11 protein-coding genes are annotated in these 19,225 nt (G+C 42.6%); 4 read left to right on the top strand and 7 right to left on the bottom strand.

Features of this window, described 5'->3' with window-relative positions; translation table 11 throughout:
* Positions 1-1,403: tetratricopeptide repeat protein (locus WA1_RS51430; protein WP_148663101.1), on the top strand; the 1,403-nt coding region annotated here is incomplete at its 5' end.
* Between the two features lie 475 nt (positions 1,404-1,878).
* Here WA1_RS51430 and WA1_RS51425 read toward each other — a convergent pair.
* A complete protein-coding gene (locus WA1_RS51425; protein ID WP_017740890.1) occupies positions 1,879-2,310 on the bottom strand; it encodes a hypothetical protein in 432 nt (143 codons plus the stop codon).
* 49 nt (positions 2,311-2,359) lie between these two features.
* On the opposite strand from WA1_RS51425, the gene WA1_RS51420 reads away from it, so the two are divergent.
* The 3 genes from WA1_RS51420 to WA1_RS51410 are packed head-to-tail and all read left to right on the top strand — an operon-like array spanning position 2,360 to position 5,089.
* Positions 2,360-2,587 (top strand): hypothetical protein, encoded by a 228-nt coding sequence (locus WA1_RS51420; RefSeq protein ID WP_017740889.1) that lies wholly within the window; start codon positions 2,360-2,362, stop codon positions 2,585-2,587.
* Entirely contained in the window at positions 2,571-3,533 is a 963-nt protein-coding gene (locus WA1_RS51415) for a XamI family restriction endonuclease (protein ID WP_017740888.1), read from the top strand. Before WA1_RS51420 ends, WA1_RS51415 begins: the two co-directional genes overlap by 17 nt.
* Positions 3,530-5,089, top strand: a complete 1,560-nt coding sequence (locus tag WA1_RS51410; protein WP_017740887.1) for an Eco57I restriction-modification methylase domain-containing protein — start codon at positions 3,530-3,532, stop codon at positions 5,087-5,089. Before WA1_RS51415 ends, WA1_RS51410 begins: the two co-directional genes overlap by 4 nt.
* Before the next feature lie 74 nt (positions 5,090-5,163).
* Here the strand turns inward: WA1_RS51410 and WA1_RS51405 are convergent, their stop codons facing one another.
* From WA1_RS51405 to WA1_RS51380, 6 genes are all read right to left on the bottom strand, one after another.
* Positions 5,164-8,772: a WD40 repeat domain-containing protein gene (locus WA1_RS51405; RefSeq protein ID WP_017740886.1), complete on the bottom strand. Its 3,609-nt coding sequence runs from the start codon at positions 8,770-8,772 to the stop codon at positions 5,164-5,166.
* Positions 8,772-10,847, bottom strand: a complete 2,076-nt coding sequence (locus tag WA1_RS54415) for a CHAT domain-containing protein (RefSeq protein ID WP_081403201.1) — start codon at positions 10,845-10,847, stop codon at positions 8,772-8,774. The genes WA1_RS51405 and WA1_RS54415 overlap by 1 nt, the downstream gene beginning before the upstream one ends.
* A 132-nt stretch (positions 10,848-10,979) precedes the next feature.
* Positions 10,980-15,107: a HEAT repeat domain-containing protein gene (locus WA1_RS51395; RefSeq protein WP_017740884.1), complete on the bottom strand. Its 4,128-nt coding sequence runs from the start codon at positions 15,105-15,107 to the stop codon at positions 10,980-10,982.
* Positions 15,108-15,210: 103 nt separating this feature from the next.
* Positions 15,211-16,206: a ParB/RepB/Spo0J family partition protein gene (locus WA1_RS51390; RefSeq protein ID WP_017740883.1), complete on the bottom strand. Its 996-nt coding sequence runs from the start codon at positions 16,204-16,206 to the stop codon at positions 15,211-15,213.
* A gap of 494 nt (positions 16,207-16,700) precedes the next feature.
* Complete coding sequence (locus WA1_RS51385; protein WP_026134397.1) at positions 16,701-17,258, bottom strand: DUF192 domain-containing protein; 558 nt, start codon at positions 17,256-17,258, stop codon at positions 16,701-16,703.
* 281 nt (positions 17,259-17,539) lie between these two features.
* Positions 17,540-19,177, bottom strand: a complete 1,638-nt coding sequence (locus WA1_RS51380) for an AAA family ATPase (protein WP_017740881.1) — start codon at positions 19,175-19,177, stop codon at positions 17,540-17,542.
* Between the last annotated feature and the right edge of the window lie 48 nt (positions 19,178-19,225).

Raw genomic sequence — 19,225 nt, 5'->3', positions numbered from 1 at the left:
AAAACATAGAACTACAGCAAGCACAAGCAGCACGTGAGACAGCAGAGCTGAATGTTCTGCAGGTTAAAAAAGCTTTGGAGGAAGAGAAGGCAAACCTTCACAAAGTAAATCAGGATTTTAACAAAATAACTATAGAACTGACAAAATTAAAGCTAAATTATCAAGAAATGGCTGGAAGAGCAAAAAATGCTGAAGTTAAAATGCAGGAAGCTAATAAACAATTAGAACAAACATTAAAAGCCGTTGCAGAAGCTCAAAAATTTTTTACAAATCTTCTAAACTTAGAAGACTCAGAAATACCTCCTAATTTTAAGAAAAAATATAATGAACTAAATAATTCTTATGAACGTTTTTTAAGATTGCTGCCGAGTGAAGTTATAGACAGTCTAAAAAACGGACAAAGCCTGATGAATATGGGAAGATCCTCTTGGGAAGCTGGTGAATCTCAACGCTCACTAGAGTATTTTACCCAAGCCTTAAATCTTTTTCGGGCAGCAGGAGATAAACTTGGTGAAGGTAAAGCACTTACGGCCATTGCGTCAATTTCCTATAATTTAAAAGAATACCAAAAAGCTTTCGATTACCTTCAGCAAGCTTTAGCAATTTTCAAAACAATTAGTGACAAGAGTGGGGTAGCTGCCACGCTCAACAATATTGGTTCAATTTACAGTACCTTAGGACAATACCAACAAGCTTTAGCATCCCATCAGCAAGCTTTAGCCATTCGTAGAGAAATTGGAAACACAATGGGGGAAGCTGCCACGCTCAATAATATTGGCTCAATTTACAGTACTTTAAGACAATACCAACAAGCTTTAGCATCCCATCAGCAAGCTTTAGCCTTCAGTAGAAAAATCGGTGATAAAGCAGGGGAAGCCGCTACACTCTGGAGCATTGGTGCTGTCTACTTAGATTTAGGGGAGAAGCAGGAAGCACTCAACTACTTCAACCAATCTTTGCCCCTTTCTCGCGCCGTTGGCGATCGCTCAGGCGAAGCGAGAACCCTCAACAACATCGGTACTGTCTACTCAGCTTCAGGACAAAAGCAGGAAGCACTTAAGTACTTCAACCAGGCTTTGCCCCTTTCTCGCGCTGTTGGCGATCGCTCAGGCGAAGCGAGAACCCTCAACAACATGGGTACTGTCTACGACGATTTAGGACAAAAGCAGGAAGCGCTGAAATACTACAACCAATCTCTGCCCCTTTCTCGCGCCGTCGGCGATCGCGCTAGCGAAGCGAGAACCCTCAACAACATCGGTACTGTCTACTCCACTTTGGGAGAAAAACAGAAGGCACTTGATTACTACAACTTGGCTTTATCCTTATACCGTGAAATCAAGGATAGGGGTGGGGAAGCTACCACACTCAACAACATCGAAAGTTTGAACCTGCCGAAAAAATGACAGAATATCGTCATTAGAGCCAATGCGGAGCAATTCTTCTTGTATATAATTTTTTACTACGTATACACACGCATTCTACAAAAGAGCCATTTCGTTGACCACCTGATGGCTCAAAGTATCAATTTATTGTGGTTGTGAGCGCTATCACCAATCTTGGGTGTTTTCCCAATTTAAGGTCAATTGTTGGTATTTAAGTTCTAAACTGTCTTAATTAGTTCCCTCCCCTGTCAACCTTATGTTCATGCTTTATGGTGTAACACAAATTTTTCAAGAATAGCTAAAAGGTAGACATAGCAGTATTCTTCAGACCATCTTGCATGATTTGACAAGGATCTCGGCTCAATGCCAACCAGACTAGCTGATGATTTCTTGGTGATGAAAAAGGACAGATAGAAAAGCATTTAGGTTTTATGTTTATCCTCTTGATTAGCATAAAGATGCAAATTGTTTGGAATCGATAAGCATGAAATTCTCACTAATAAAAACTGCAATCAACAGGTTCTCTCCTCATAGGGTCAAGTATTTCTTCAAGAATAGGTTTAGGCGGAACCGTCATGTATATTGCATCACCTCGATACACATATTCTGGAAAATCATAAGGATTAAAAACGCCGTAAGGCATGGTTTTAGAAGAAATCATATCAGCCTGAAGACGTGTACAGTGCTTGAGTCGGAAATCAATCCGCATCTCACCATGAATATCAATCCAGATATGTTTTGGTGATTGCCATTTTTGATAAGATACCCTTCCGACAAAAACCTCATAAGGAATATCTATTTCTGCTAATACTGTAATAATTACTCTGGCTAGATCCTGACAATCCAGATGCTTCATAGCTGCATAAGGGGCAAGAATGGTTTGCAGCACCTCGCAGGGGCTATTAGCAGGCAGATTCTTTTTCTTCATGTGTTTCCTTATGAGCAAGAAAAACTGTTCTTAGCCCTTAGAAAGATAAATGTCTCAACCCACAACAGGTTTTGATGATACCCTAGTTAGGACAATTCTTATTTTAGCCGCAAATCCGACAGGTACATCTCATTTACGGTTTACTGGACATGGTGAAAGTGATAATGGATTACATCTTTTTCAGACACCGAAAGGTAAAGTTGTACTCCCCCAACCATTAGATGCACCTTGCCATGTTATTGTAAAAAAAGAGGAAACCAGTGCCAGTCAATGCTGATAAACCACACTTGTGGAAGCAAGATATTGCCCAGTCTGTAGACCTTTATAATAGTTGGTTCATGGAGTTCGCCCCAAGTGCCTACCGCGACACTCGTATTACCACAACTCAACAAGTCGAATCAGCTTTAGCAACGACTGCTAACCTAACCAACATCACGCCCACTGTACTGCGTCAACATCCATCTATTCTGCCCATACTACGCATGGCAACAGCACCACCTTTGGCTCGCGATCGCCTTATAGGTTTAGCTGGAGTGCTACCCAATCTCGTCAAAAACATGGAAGAGAAAAGCAGGATTCCTCCACGGATGGACAGTGGATTAGTCGATGCTGAATTGATGAAAATTGGTCAAATTATTACACGGTTGGCCGATAAAGACATTTTTCCTTGGTTGGAGAATGAGTTAGAACCGACTGAAACACAAGTCCATCGAGCAGCGACAATTGTTGCAGACCGTCTTTGTGGTGCGTTGACTGACCCAATTGTTCGCAATGCTCAAGAGCGAAGACAGTTGGCATTGATTCGGCAGTGGTTGGAGCAGCGCGGCTACTCATATGTTAGAGGAGGAGCCTCTTTAAGTTTTGAGACGATACAACCCGGTAATTTCTCGTTTCGCCTCAATGTTCCTGTAAGTTTACAATCTGGCAGCAAACAGGTTAATATCCCGATTGATGTTGTCATTATGCCGCTTCAATCTAACCCCGGTGATTTACCGTTACTGATTGAAGCAAAATCTGCTGGCGATTATACTAATCCTAATAAAAGACGCAAAGAGGAAGCCATTAAAATTGCTCAATTGTGGCTTAATTACGGCAACAATGTCCGTTTTATTCTATTCCTTTGCGGTTATTTTGACAGTGGCTACTTGGGTTATGAAGCTGCAGAGGGAATTGATTGGGTGTGGGAACATCGTATTGATGACTTGGCATTATTTGGAATATGACTGCAACTACAGCAATTGAACAAAGACGGGCGTTATTACAAAAACAACTCGATGAAGCCAAAACCCAAATTGAGCGGAACAAGCTGGGTCAGTTTGCCACACCAACTGATTTAGCAACAGATATTTTAGAATATGCCAAGTCACTTTTACCTTCTGACCTCAAAATCCGTTTTCTTGACCCAGCTTTTGGTACTGGCTCCTTCTACTCTGCTTTGTTACGGGTATTTCCAGCATCACAAATTGTTTCAGCAGTTGGATACGAGATCGATCCCTACTACGGGGATGAAGCCATTAAACTTTGGGGTAACACACCACTGAAGTTAAAAATCGCTGACTTTACCCAGGCTACACCTTCTAACAGCAATGAAGCTCTGGCTAATTTGCTCATTTGCAATCCACCCTATGTCCGACATCATCACTTAAGCAAAGTTGAGAAGCTGCGGTTGCACAATAAAACTTCGCAAACAACTGGTATAAAGCTAAGTGGGTTAGCTGGGCTTTACTGTCATTTCTTGTGTATTTCAGATGCGTGGATGGCTGAAAATGCTCTAGCGGGATGGCTAATACCCAGTGGATTTATGGATGTGAATTATGGACAGCAAATTAAAGAGTACCTGCTCAATCGTGTCACTTTGCTGCGTATTCATCGCTTTTATCCAAAAGATGTGCAGTTTGAAGATGCACTGGTGTCATCAGCAGTAGTTTGGTTCAAGAAAGTTTTGCCACCAACCCATCATACTGTTGAGTTTACCTACGGCGGGAGTTTGGCTTCCCCACTCGTTCGAGAGCAGGTTTTGGTGGATGTTTTAAGCTCAACAGCTAAGTGGACTCGGTTTGGAGGGGCGTCTGGTAGCCCCACTTCCAAGTTCAAGCCCGTGTTGCTTCAGGATTTATTTACCATAAAACGCGGTTTGGCAACGGGCGCTAACAATTTTTTTGTGCTGACACCAGAGCAAGTTTCGCTTCACCGACTCCCGACTGAGTTTTTAAAACCAATTCTACCCAGTCCGCGTTGTTTATCAGTTGATGAGATTGAAGCTGATCGCGTTGGAAATCCAGTTTTAGATCGCCAGCTATTTCTGCTCAGGTGCGATTTACCTAATTTTGAGGTGGAAGCGAAGTATCCCGCGCTTTGGAAATATCTTCAACTGGGAGTCAAGAATGGAATTAGCGATCGCTATCTATGCAAACATCGCTCTCCTTGGTACGTGCAGGAAAACCGACCCCCCTCACCATTTCTTTGTACCTACATGGGGCGTGTTGATACCCATCGGGCAAAACCTTTTCGATTTATCTTGAATCATTCAATGGCGACAGCAACCAACGTCTACTTAATGTTGTATCCCAAACCTGCTTTAGCTGACGCATTGTCAAAGAAGCCAGAACTGTTTAAGAAGGTATGGCTAGCGCTCAATGAAATTAAGAGTGAAGTGCTGATGGGTGAGGGTCGAGTGTATGGCGGTGGATTGCACAAGCTGGAGCCAAAGGAACTAGGGCTAGCTCCCGCAGATAAAATTTTTGAGATTTTGAGCCAGCATCAAGCGATGTGTCTGTAAGCTACAAAATTAACCAAGCAGGTTTCTTCAACTTTGTCCGTTTTCTATTGGAATGCCATAACAACCGTAACATTTTAATTACATAAAGCTCTGTCGCTCTCACTAACACTAGGGTTATTTTTTAGATAATCATGTAGCCAATCACAGCTACGCTTGAGTAACCCTTCTAATGATGGATTGATCAGTAGTTTATTATTAGGATTCTCTAAGTCACGCAGAATTATAGATCTATCAGCGCTAGCTGAAGCAAGTAGTTTACCATCAGGACTGAAACTCACACCATTCACTGCATCGTTGTGCCCTGTTAAAGTTGTTACTAGTGTGCCATCTAGCTTCCAAAGTTTAACAGTTTTGTCAGAACTAGCGGTGGCAAGCACCTGACCATCAGGGCTAAAACTTACACCATTGACTGCATCGCTTTGCCCTACTAAAGTCTTTATTTCTCTGCCAATCGCTACACCCCAAAGCTTTACAGTTTTATCCCGACTAGTTGTAGCAAGTGTCTTGCCATCAGGGCTGAAACTCACACTATTCACTGCATCGGTATGACCTTTTAAAGTCTTTATTTCTCTGCCAATCGCTACATCCCAAAGCTTTACAGTTTTATCCCGACTAGTTGTGGCAAGTGTCTTGCCATCAGGGCTGAAACTCACACTAGTCACTGCATCGGTATGACCTTTTAAAGTCTTTATTTCTCTGGCACTTATCAGATCCCAAAGTTTAACAGTTCCGTCAGAACTAACTGTGGCAATTGTTTTGCCATCAGGGCTGAAAGCTACCCTATTAATTCCAGCAGTATGACCTTTTAAAGTCTTTATTTCTTTGCCAGTCGCTACATTCCAAAGCTTTACAGTTTTATCCCGACTAGTTGTGGCAATTATGTTGCCATCAGGACTGAAAATCACATCAGTTACTGCATCAGTATGCCCTGCTAAAGTTTGTATTAGTCTGCCAGTCGCTACATTCCAAAGTTTAACGCTTTTGTCCGAACTAGTTGAAGCAAACGTTTTACCATCAGGGCTGAAACTCACACCAGTGACTGAAGCTGTGTGACCTAAGAGAGAAACAAAGAATTCATTATTTAGTCTCCAAAGCTTCACGGTTTTATCGAGACTGGCTGAAGCAAGCGTTTTACCATCAGGACTGAAACTCACATCAGTCACTGCATCGCTATGTCCTTCAAAAGTTTTCAGTAGTGTGCCATCTACTCTCCAAAGTTTAACAGTTTTGTCAGAACTAGCTGTGGCAAGAAACTGACCATCAGGGCTGAAACTCACATCAGCCACTGCATCATTGTGCCCTTTTAAAGTTTTCTCTAAGGTGCCATCTCGCTTCCAAAGCTTTATAGTGTTATCATAACTAGCGGTGGCAAGTACCTGACCATTAGGGCTGAAATTCACACCATTTACTGCATCGCTATGCCCTCTTAAAGTACTCAGTTCTTTGCCATCCAAGCTCCAAAGTTGAACGGTTCTATCAGAACTAGCTGCGGCAATTATGTTGCCATCAGGACTGAAATTTACACTATTCACTGCATTACTATGCCCTTTTAAAGTCTTCAGTAGGGTGCCATCTCGCTTCCAGAGCTTTATAGTGTTATCATAACTAGCTGCGGCAAGTACCTGACCATTAGGGCTGAAACTCACAAAATTTACTGCATCGCTATACCCTCTTAAAGTACTCAGTTCTTTGCCATCCAAGTTCCAAAGCTTTACAGTTTTATCTCGACTGGCAGTGGCAACTACCTTACCATTACGGCTGAAACTTACATGAGTTACTGCATCATTATGCCCTTTTATAGTTGTCAGTAGTTTACCATCCAAGTTCCAAAGCTTTACAGTTTTATCCCGACTGGCTGTGGCAAGTGTTTTACCATCAGGACTAAAACTTACTTTCAGAATCCCATTGCTATGTGACTCTAAACGATTGAACTCATTAACCTTAAAGATTGCTTGTTGTAGCGCAGTCACAACTTCTCGGGTAGTCTCGGTTTCTGCCCCTAACCTTCGCCTTAATTTTGCTCCCGCTTTTAGAGATTCTATCGAAGCATCGAATTCCCGATTTAAAACCAAAAATGCTTCTGAAGAGGCAGTTCGAGCTTCTATCTCACTTTTTTCAGACTGCCGATGCTGATTAAAAGCGAATATGCTCAATACAGTTGCAATGAGAAACCCAGCCCCCACGCTAACTATGATTAGTCTTTGTCGCTTAATAGCTTCTGCTTGATGTCGAACTTTTTCCTTTTCTGCTATTTCGCGATCGCGGGCTACAGTGCTTTCCTTCAAAAAATTCATCGCCTGCTCAAATTCCGGGTTGTAACGCTTTGCCCAAGCTGCATTGGGGCGGTTTTTCTCCAGCCATTTCATGGCGATGGTGAGTTCGGGATCGCGCCAAAGTCCTGCTCTTCCTTCCCGATAAAGTATTGCAGTTTCTGCCAAACGCCGATAAATTTGAGATCCTTGGCTCTCTGACTCTACCCAATCCTCAAGTTGTTGCCATCCCCTCATTAAACTTTCATGGGAGATATCTAATACGGAATTCCCATTCAGTCTTGTCCCTACAGGTGGCATTAAAAACGAGCAACCAGGAGCACGAAATTGCTCTACAATGTTAATAACTTCTGCTGACTCTGCCTCAGCAACATCGCAGATTTCTTGTAGCTTAGTAGGACGGCGAATGCCGCGACCATCAAAGGCTTTCTCTGTTAGGCATTTAAATAACTTTTCGGCAATTTTCTGACAACGAACGTCGGGTAAACCTTTATAAATTTCATCTCCATGTTGCGACAATGCTTTTGCCATGCTCCCGATCGCTTCATAATGGTACAAATCGAGCGCTTCTCCATCCTGATGATTGTTTGCCCAGTAGTCCCAGGTACGCATCAAAGCGTGTTGCAAAATGGGTAGCTGGTCGGGATTGTCACCCATGTCATTTAGTAGCCGATTCACCAAGCGCTTAGTCATCTTAGCACCACCCACTGCACACGGTCCCTCAATAGCTATGTGACGTTGGTCGCGGGTCATGCGTGGGACTAAATACTGACTGTCATTGAGGGCTTCAGGTAAATCCCGAAATTGGGCACAATCCCCCAGAAAGTCAGAACGCATAGTTATGACAACGTAAATAGGAACGACTTTCTGTCCGGTAGCTTCTAGCAACAATTTTACAAAAGCTGCTGCTTCATCTTTAGAATCTTTGCTCAAAGCATTTTGTTTAAAGCGAAACAGTTCCTCAAACTGATCGACTACCACCAGTAAATTATCATCACTCGGCATTCTAGCCTGCTGCACAACCTCAATGAGTCCTAACGCCCCGCGACGCAAAGTCGTTTCCGTAATGATTGCAGACACGGCATCCTCTGAGTCTGTGCCAAAAACCTTAGGGTGATTCAATGCACGGGCGAGGTTACCAATCGGGTCATCTCCCGGACGGAACACCGCCACTCGCCAGCTTGAGCCAGCTTGAACCATAAACCCATTGTACAGAGAGGGCAACAACCCTGCCCGTACTAGTGAGGACTTTCCACTTCCAGACGTTCCTACCACAGCTAGTAAACGATTGCGCCCCAGACGCCGCAGTAACTCATCGGCTTGACCTTCTCGTCCAAAAAATAAGTGAGCCTCATCGACTTCAAAAGGGCGCAGACCGGGGAAAGGATTGAAGCGAACTTGGGTAGTTACCATCACTGCAGCCCTCCTTGACGTTGAGTCAATTGAACTCGAAATGGTTCTAATGCATGAGGAGAAAATTCTTCAAAGTTTTTGATGACCATCGCTTGGTGAGTGCGGAATCGCTGTTTTTGGTTTGTTTCAGGTCCAGCCACGTACACGGCGATCGCTAACATGGGTTTCGTTCTGCCATATCCAGCAGCTTTTTGTAACTCCCGTAGCTTTGTCCTCAGCCATAGCTCATTTCCCTGTCCATAGTATATAAGGACAGCATCGCAATCGCGTAGACTTTCCTGATGATACTGGCGTACTTCCGCCTCATCTCCTTCAAACATTGATGGAAGTACTTCCAAATTTTGAGACCAAAGATATTCCTCTAAAGGTTCAATGGTATCGAGATCGCGGCGATCGCAAATCAAGTAAACCTGAGTTGGTCCCTCAAATCTTCGCCTTGGTTCAGAAGACGCTTGGCGAGGGTTGAGTTTATCTTGGATGATAGTTTTAAAATCTTCCAAAGAAGTTTGCAACAACTCGGCATCATCCTGCAAAAGCTCAATAAATTCTGACTGTCGAGGTTCAAGAACATTGAGTTCACTCGGTACCCAAACCAAGTAGGAGAATTCCGAATTCTGCTGCTTATGTGCCTTAGCGAGAGAATACTGTAACTCAACCACTGACTGCTCTAATCCTTCCGGGATTATACCATAACGTTGACCCATCAAATGAATCGAGAGCTTACAGTTTTCTAAATTCTCGCGAACCACTCCTGGGAAGTCAGGATTTAATGGTAGCGATTGACCGGGAACAATTACGTAACCCCTCTGTTGGAATTCACGTCTAATTTTATCACGCGCTTCATTCAAATCAAAGGTAGTTTCTGCTAGGTAAATTGTTGTGCCTGTTGATTTGACAGAATTTACTATAGGGCTGGCTTCCTCTACCTTCATCGGCTGGAAAGTTTCGAGAAGCTGATAAATATCATAGGCAAGGTCTTCTAGTTTCGCCCAGTATTTTTTTTCCGACTCAAAACCAAATATTCTGTTAAATTCTTGGGGTCTACCTGTCTGACCCATCTCATAAAATTCATAACTAAGGAGAGATCTTAGTTCTTGAGGTTGTTGCTCGAGAGGTACTGGGGTTTTGATAACTTTAAAAATGCGCGATTTATTACCCGCCACTCGAATACCGCCTGTTTCCTCAGCCGATTTACAAAATTCCTGCAATTCCTTTATACACCATTGTGATTTCAGATAACGAGGGGAGAGTACAGAGACTAGCAGCGCCACTTTGGGGAATTGCACAACAATCTTATCGTCAAAGTAATCATTCTCTTGCAACTTGAGAGAACGGCAAATTCTAGCTTTTTCGCCACGCAACTGTGCTAAACGAATTTCCAATACGCGATGGAAATCAGAAATCCATCCTGACTGACTTTCAGAGAGAGGCTGATTATCGATATTAGCGTAGCTGATGTAGATATCATTGTCAAAATCCACTGATTTATGAGTAGAAGCATCAGCAGGTGCTACGCTAGAAGGTCTAGATTTAAGAACTGGAGTCAAATACTCAGGACTACCTTTTAAGTGAATAGAAGTACAACCCATTTTAAAAGCATATTCATAACTTTCCCCAGCCCCCAATGCGTCATAAAATCCAGTAGCAAACTCAATTGCCGCCATATCCCCAATTGGCTGATTCATGCCAATAACATAATTAATATGTCGATGAATTGCTTGAGCTTGCGCTTCGCTATAGCAAGCGTTAAGCAAGACACACTCTACTGTTGTGCAAAATAACTCAAATAGGTTTGCAATGGATTCACTACTCACCAGTTGTGTCACCCCAGAATTATCCTCTAAAGCCAAACCCTCAGTACCCGCACCATGTCCGCAAAAGTGAACGATATTTGGCTTGCGATCCAATAACGCACGGCGTAAGTCTTCAACTCGTACAGCCCACTTGCTAACGATTTCAAACTTATCTCGGTTTTTGGCTCGTTGCAACGCCGACTCAATTTCCCGCGCCTCTTCCCCCAATCGCAAGGGGCTTGTGTCCTTTGGATTAGCTGATAATATTAAAATTTTTTTCACTGCGCTATCCATTTGGAAACACGGTTTCTATATGGAAACAGTTCCCTACTGTATCATTTCGGTTAATTGTCTGCTCCTCTAAATTCAGAATAGCTGTAAGTGGAATCAACATATGCATTTTAGAGTTGTTACTCAGATTGTGCATGAATTCAAGATGATTCCATCTGGAGCACGCATATAGAGTACTGGTGTAGCAAAGTCGCGTTTATCTAATCCAACATCCTGAGAAATGGCATTGCGGGTTGTTTGGATAGCAGCGTCTACGGGATAGCCCAGGGCAAGGGTGCGGTAGAATTCATCGGCAAAAAGCTTGGCGGTGTTGTCAAGGATAGGATATTGCATGGCGACTACTGCTGGTATTCCCCGTCGCACCAGGTTGGGTGCTATTCCTGCAAAGATTTGTTGCTCCGACACCTCTGCCCCTTGACAGGAATTGAGCACAGCTAAACCCAAGCTGCGGTTGCCCAAGAAGAAGTTGGCGAAACCTTCATCATCCAACAATTTAGCTGTCTTATTAGTATTTTCCAGCGCTATGTAGCCTTTGTTGTTCTCAAAAACACCGTGCCCGATGAAGTGAAATATATTGTAGAGTTTTTCGCGCAGCTTTTGATTAATGTTGCGGCTGGTAGCTTCTTGTATAACATCTAACTCTATTTTACCAGATTCTATGTGTTTTTTCAGTGCTTCCCTAATAAGCGTTTCTTCACCAGTTGCGTCTAATTTTGCTAAGTCAGTAGGAGATGAAATGACGAGTAGTACTTTCAGAGGTAAACTAGCGGCTATAACCCGTCTTTGCAGGGGAACATCAATATAGCGAGAGAGCACTGTTTGGGTGTTGTTTCCTAAAAAGGTATTACTTCCCTCGTCATAGAGGAATTCCCACGGGAGGGCGGCTAATTGGGGAGATTGAAATATTAAGCGCAAGCGGACGCTGTATTCATGTGCTTGTGCCCCTGACATAGTAGCATGGAATCGAGCGTTAATTTGGTTAGGAAAAAGCGCTTGGTAAAGTTTACTACCTATATCTTTGAGCAATTCCCTATCTGTTTGTTGAAGCTTAATTAAATTTAATTCTAATTTAATTTGGTCCATTTCCAAGTGGAATTCACCCGAAACATCACCTTGTTCTGAAGAAGCGCGAATTTTGTTATTGTTATCAACTAATATTTGAAAATCTTTGTATTTCATAGTTTCTGATTTGGTTTTAGTTTCCTCCACTTTTGAAGAAGACTGTGCAATTCTGTAGTTATATAACTTACAATGTGTTTGAATAACCTCGATAATTTCAGCAAGCTCCTCTCTGCCTGTTAGCCGTATATCCCAAAGATAAGACAGGGCTGTAGGACTACTGATTTTTTCTAACACCTCAGCAGCACCTTTACAGACAAAGCTATCTTGAGTTTCTAAGCAATTGAGTAATTTTTGAATTGTTTCTTCATTGTCTAACTTGCTTAAGGCTTCAACAACTTTCTTCCGAAAATCAGGATCGTGATGATCCAAGGCTTCAAGCAATTCTGAATTTCCTTCTTTCCTACCGAGTTGTCCTAGAGCAATAGCAGCAGCCCAACGAGTATGGTATCTTGAATACTGTAACGCCCCAAGTAATCCTTCAATTGCTTCTTTAGTGCTTATCTTCCCTAATGCTTCCGCAACCCTTATGTAGATATTAAGGTTGTCGAGTTCACAGAGCCATAATTCAATTGCATCTTCACTGCCTAATGTCTCTAATTCTTCATTACTTATCCCCGGAAAAATCACTGTTTGACCATTCAGATTTCTCACTGCTTGAACATCCGCAAAATTATCAGAAGGATAATAATGCCTTAATGCTTTGAGTAGCTCTGGAATTGCCTCCTTTCTTCCAAGGTGTCCTAAAGCAATAGCAGCACTTCTACGGACACAGTAGTATTGATCCTCTAATGTCTGAAGTAATTCTGGAATATGTTTCTGACTACATACTTGTTCCAACATTAAAGCAGCTGTTCTACGAACACCAAATATTTCGTTTTTCAATTCCTTAAGTAACTTTGGCAACGCTTCTTCTTTACCTAATTGTCCCAAAACTATGGTAGTCACCCAGCTAATATTCTCGTCTGGATGGTTCAAGAGTTCAAGCAAGTTTGGGTATGTTACTGGACTGTTTAGTTTTATCAGTATCTTAGCAGCTTGTTCACGGATATAATTGTCTGGCTCTACTAATTTTTTTAGTAATATTGGAATCGCAACTTTGCTGTCCAAGTTTACTAGCGCCTCCGTAGCACTGAGACGAACCATAGCATCTAGATCTTGCGATGATATCTTGAGCAACCCTGGAATGGCTGTTTTTTCGCCCATTTGTCCCAAGATGATAGCAGCATTTTTCCGGATATGCGATTTTGGATCTTCTAAAGCTTTCAGCAATTGTGGAAGCACTCCTTCACCGTCAAGTTGCCCTAAAAGTCTGGCTGCCCCAAGCATAACGAACATATTGAAAGGCTCATCTAAGACCAAAACCTTTTCATGTAATTCTGAAATAGCTTCTTGCCTAGAGAGTTTGCCTAGTGCCCGGACAATGCTCATCCAAAGCAAAACATCTTTATCTGAACAAGAATTACTTATAGATGAGTTTAGGTCTGCTAATTTTTTGCGTAATCCTGGAATGGCTGCCTGACAGTCAAGATATGCCAGCCATTCAGCTGCCCTCCGATACACATTGACATTCGGATTTTCTAATGCCTTGAGTAGTTCTGAAATAGCTGCTTCACTACCAATCTGACCTAATGCAAAAGTAGCACTGCTACTAACATCTGAATCTTTATCATTCCATGCTTTCCTTAAAGCATCAATTGCAACCTCAGAACGTGTAATACCTAATAGTCTATTCTTAAGTAATTGAGGGACGTTTAGCTCGATAATTAAAGTTACCGTTTTAACCTGAAAATTTTGCTTTACTGAGCCTGCCAGCCTTGCCCCCAACTGTAAATCCACATCTAGTGCTAACTTTACTATTCTTAACGCTTGCTTCTCATTGTCTACTAACGCCAACATCAACGCTAGTGGTTCTGTCCACTTTAAGTAATTGAGGTAATGCTGTTTCAGCAGGTTGTCATCATTTAAAGAAGGTAGCAGTTGCCATAGGTATTCTGCCGCATAATATTCTTGTAACATTTGGTGGCGAAACTCTATTTTTTTATTGCTGGTAACTTGGATTAAATGATGCTTGAGTAAATCCTCTAGCCATTCTTTCGCTCGACTAGAAGGATAATCAACTTTACATTCAAGAAACTTTGTCAAAATTTCTTCTGCTTCTTGCCTATCAATGACGACTCGCAATTCTTTTGGCGTTTCTCCCTGCATCATGGTGAAAGCTAAATGCTTCAATAACTCCTCCCACCACCGACGCGACTCCCCAGAAACTGGGACATCATCTTTGACGTTGCCGACATAACTTTGAGTAAAGCAGCGAAATACTAAACCTAAATTCGGCGGTAGATTGCCGCTTTGTTTAAATAAGTCACACAGCATCCACAGCAGCAACGGCGTTTGCCCAAACTCCCGCAACCTTCCACCTAACCGCCGCAGCATTTCCTCACCTTTTTCGGGCAAATAAGCGCGGATAAACTGCTGCATCTGTTCTTCTTTCAAGGGTTGCATTTCCAGCTTTTTCTCAATTCCCAAATCGCCACCAAAGCCCAAATCTCGTGTGGTGAAAATCATTGGTGTTTTGGGGTTATTCTGCCGAAAAGTTTTTAACTCTCGCCGTGCCTCTTCATTGGGTAACTCGTTCAGCCCATCCACAAGCAGCAAAAATTGACCCTTACGCAGCAACGTTTTAATTTCTACATCTAGATATAATTCATGCCTTCCCAAAAAATCTTCAATCAACTCCAGCATTGAAGTTTTGTATTGTCGCAACTCTACCAGCACAGGTATGCACCCCGAACCCCCTAGGGATTTTGTTTTCTCTGCCTCTTCCAGCAACAGCCTCGCTAACGCTGTAGATTTGCCTGAACCTGGTTTTCCTACAAGTAACACATGATTTTCAGCATATTTGCGTAACCCTTCTTGCACAGGCAAGCGTTCGGTTTCCTCCTGCGTGTCACCTCTGTTCTGCTGCTTTGGCGACACCGTTTCCACCATCAAGCCAAAATCAAACGGCGATGGTAAGTTTTGCCGCTGTGCTGTTTTACGCCCTTCAACATCTGTAATGATGTACAGATCCCACCAACGTTGGTAAGCATTACACACAGATTGTAGGTATTTTTGAAAATCAGGGATCATGCAGAAAGTTGACTGATTAAGGGCTGAAATTGTTTCTCATGCCCCTCGCTAATTAGTATAATCTCTTTACGTGTTTACACGCCAAACAAGGATTTAATCACAGTTATTCTTCCGTACTCAGCAGCGCTGACAACTCTGCCAATAAAGATTTCAACCTCTCCTGTTTGTCAGGATTCTCCCACACCTTAGACTTTTTGACCTTTTTGTAAGTACTTTCCAAAAGCTTTTGAATTTCCCCGCTTTCAGCAGGGGGCTGTAAAGCTTTGACCTTCTCGCGAATTTCATTCAATGAGAGAGAATAATCTACCGCAGTATCCAAAATTTCCTGACGGTCAGAATCTGAGGAAACCTTAGCGATCGCAAGCGCTTTAGTGTACTCAATGCGTCCAGTTCGCAAAGCTTCTAAAATGTTATCTGGCAATTTCAATAGTGGAAGTCGGGTGCGGACAAAAGATTGCCAATTCATGCGCCCCAACTCCGTAAAGACTTGTTCTACCGTTGACGCCGATTCATTACCCGAAACGTTTCGGGTAATTTTCCCTTTCGCTTCATTTTCCATTCTGTATAGTAAAGGCGGAACTTCTGAATAATTACATCCCAATCGCAGCGCCAAAAGTTGCAATATGCTTTCCGTTTCCTCCAACGGATTCAAATCCTCTCTTTGCAAGTTTTCAACCAAAGCATACTGTACTGCCTGAGATTCAGACATCTCCCGGATAGTTGCAGGCACTTCAGTCAAGCCGACTTCTTGTGCTGCTTTATATCGCCTCTCGCCTGCTACCAACTCATACTTATTACCCACAGGTCTTACCAAGAGGGGCATTAAGATGCCATCGCGCTTGACAGACTCAAAGAGCGCTTGCATAGCAGAAGGGTCAAAATAACGCCGGGGCTGACTGCTAGCCATGACAATCTTGCCCAAAGGAACCATCTTTGCAGCAGCCAAAGAATCTTCTTTCTTATCCAATGGCACTGTCGTAGTAGTCGCCAAATTGGTCGAATCTTCTTCCTTCTTTTGAGCAGCATTTTTTGCAGAGCCAACATTTCTAGGCTTTCTTGTTGTTGCTCTCGATCGTTGGGTAGTTTGTCTGGGACTCACGTTCAATCTCCGTAATTTGTGCTATAGAGAAGATTCTTAACAAATAATACTAAGGGACTTCCATAGCTACCGCTGCTGCCACCTGAAGTTTTAGCTAAATAAATGACACAAGTGCTCGCATAAAGGTGGATAAGACATGAACTACTCTGAGCGATAGACTTTATCCCCCCACTACCTAATATATATAGTATCGCTTATAGTAAAAGATTATCGCGTCAAGTACAACCTGCTATTTTCATCCAAAAAGGCAACAGTTCTGAGGACTGCGAGCGTAGAACTACAACTGATTACTGAAGAAAACCTTGCTAAAGTTGCAGATGGACAATCACCGCCATCAGAATCGCTTTTGTCAACAGTAGAAAAAATGCCACCTGCAATTGCAGATGGCGTAATTGTACCATTTCGTTCGCAACTTCAGACACCGAAAGGAAAGGTAAAGTTGTACTCCTCCAACCATTAGATACACCTTGTCGTGTTATTGCAAAAAAGGCGGTTTACTTCTGCTCTTTGGTTTCTAGAAAATCCAACTGAAGTCTCTTGCCCACCTTCAGGTCTAAAGTTTTACTACTACCTGCAGCTAGTTCAATAACCTGATTGACAGGGTAAACTGAATCGTACTTAGGACAGGTTTGGGTTTTGCAAGGGGGAACTGCCTCTACGATTGATTTAATAACTCCATCTTGGAGGAATATCATATCTAAGGGAACATAGGTATCCTTCATCCAAAGTTTAACTTTCTCAGGTTTGTTGAGTACAAATAACATCCCGCGATTCTTGGGAATCGAGTCACGAAATTTGAGTCCGGGGGCATATTCTTCTCTATCGTCTGCTAGTTCAAGTTGAACTATTTGATTGTTACTGGTGAAGGTTGCACCAATAGGTAGATACCGGGGCTGGCGAGTCCAAAAGTAGAGTGGTAGGGGTGAGAGAGCAGCAGTAAAACCGGCGATTGGTCCAACAACATTGAGAAGTTTGAAGAATAAACTTTTTTCTGGAGTTTTTGCTTGTTGAGTTTGAATGCCCTTTTGAGTGTTTTGTCTTGTAACTTCCATAATTTTAGATAAATAAAGTAGTAAAGTGGTCAAAAATGGAAAACTTTATGAACTGTTGGAATGTTTGCTGCTACCTAAACAAGTGGTCAGAATTCAGCAGTCAGAATTCAGGAGAAAGCTTGCGTAAGGCTTAAGAACTTTGTACGAATGACTCCTGGTGGTCTAAAGCCTCATTAGAATCTTTAATAGAAACAAAAAAGTTTTCAATCATTAGCGCGAAACTCCTGCCTTTATCGGTGGAGTTCTTCTGACTCCTGAATTCTGTATTCTGACTCCTTTCATTAGCTGAAAATATCAATGTTTCCAACAGCAAACTTGCTTTCATCAAGGGGGCTGCTAGGCAAAGCTTGTTGGTCGGCTTTATTCCGCATTGACTCAACGCGATCGGCTTCCCGAATTGCAAGCGGGTTAATCTGACGGCGTTCTTCAAGCAGTGCTTCGATAGTAAGTTCTAAAGGTGGGAGTTCTGACTCAGTGTATGTGTCTTCTGCTGTCATCGTGCAAAAAATACTAGCAGCAGCACGCTCGACAATCGTCTGAATTTCTGCCCCCACACAGCGGTTCGTTGCTTTCAGAATACGCCGCCACTCGTCCTCGCTCCAGGGGTCGTTACCATTGCGGAACCGCTTGTCAAATCGGGCAGCATGAAGCTTAAATATCGTGTATCTTTCCCCGTTGTTGGGCAGGTCTACCTTAAATATGTAGTCAAACCGTCCGGCGCGGGTCAGTTCGGGTGGTAACCATTCCATCCGGTTTACTGACGCGATGACTACTACGTCAGACGTGCGCTCCTGCATCCACGTCAATAGCTGACCTGCAAGCCGTTTGGCAAGGTCATCATCTCCGGCGAAACCTTTATCAAAGTCATCAAAATACAAAATGACTTGGTTGAGCCGATCTGCCAGTCTCAGTAGGCGTTTGAGTTTAATTTCTGCAAGAGAGCCAAAACTTCTAAAGTTACCCCAATCCACCATGATGAGGGGAATGCCCATATTCTGGGAGCACGCTTTCGCCGAGTGAGATTTTCCCGTTCCTGGTGGTCCTACAAGCATAATCCCCTTGGGTACTCGCAAGTTGTATTGTTTGGCACGGGGATTCAGCAATCGCTTAAACTTTTTGAACGACTGCTGCATGAGTTCCAACCCCCCAAGTTGGATTTTTGGAGGCGGTAAGAACTCGATATCGTACAACCGATTGAGCAGCGAGATTTTTCTTGATAGTAGCAGTTTGGCTGTGTCGCTGGAATTATCTAAAGTGTGTTTTTTGCTAATATCTTTTAAGCAAAAAATAATATCAGAAATATATAAACCAGTCCCACTATATGCAACTGATAACCAGTCTTGGTCTATATACGTTTCAGGAAGAATCTTGCTATTGATTAAATTGTCGATAATTTCTTGTATGTCTGGCAGTTCTTGCGTCCACAGAGGAATAAGAGCCGCCATCTCGCTTGTTATTTCTGCGAGCGCTCCCAACAGCATAGCGGTTTTACCACTACCTTGGTTATGAAGCTTGAGGTTAATGAGTGACGATTTAATCCACTCCGCTACCAAGAAGAAATCAGTCTCTTTCGGAGTAATTTCCTTTAACCAGGGATAAATATTCTCAACAATCAGTATTCCTTCTCCTGAGTAATCTTTCCAGAAATTGAGTACCTGAAAATAATCAACATAATTTTGTTTTACCTTGGGTTTGTACTCCTCAAATTCTCCCAAAACGAGATTGTTTTCCGAATCGATACTGAGTTCCTTAATACTGGACTCATTCAAATTCCAAACGTAAGCTTTTTTACCTGAATCTTGGCAGTATCTAGCAATATGTGTCAGGAGGCGTTTTCGTTCCTGGAAGGGAGATTCGCAGGCGATAACGGGGTGGTTGTTGCTTAGAAGGTCTTCTAGATCGCTGAAACTAGATTTCATGTATGCTCTTGGAATGCAACTGTCTCAAATGCATCCTATCCAACGCTT

The sequence above is a fragment of the Scytonema hofmannii PCC 7110 genome, assembly GCF_000346485.2.
Lineage (GTDB): Bacteria > Cyanobacteriota > Cyanobacteriia > Cyanobacteriales > Nostocaceae > Scytonema > Scytonema hofmannii.
Note: the sequence above shows the minus strand (reverse complement) of the source record. Positions and strands in the feature narration are given on the sequence as shown.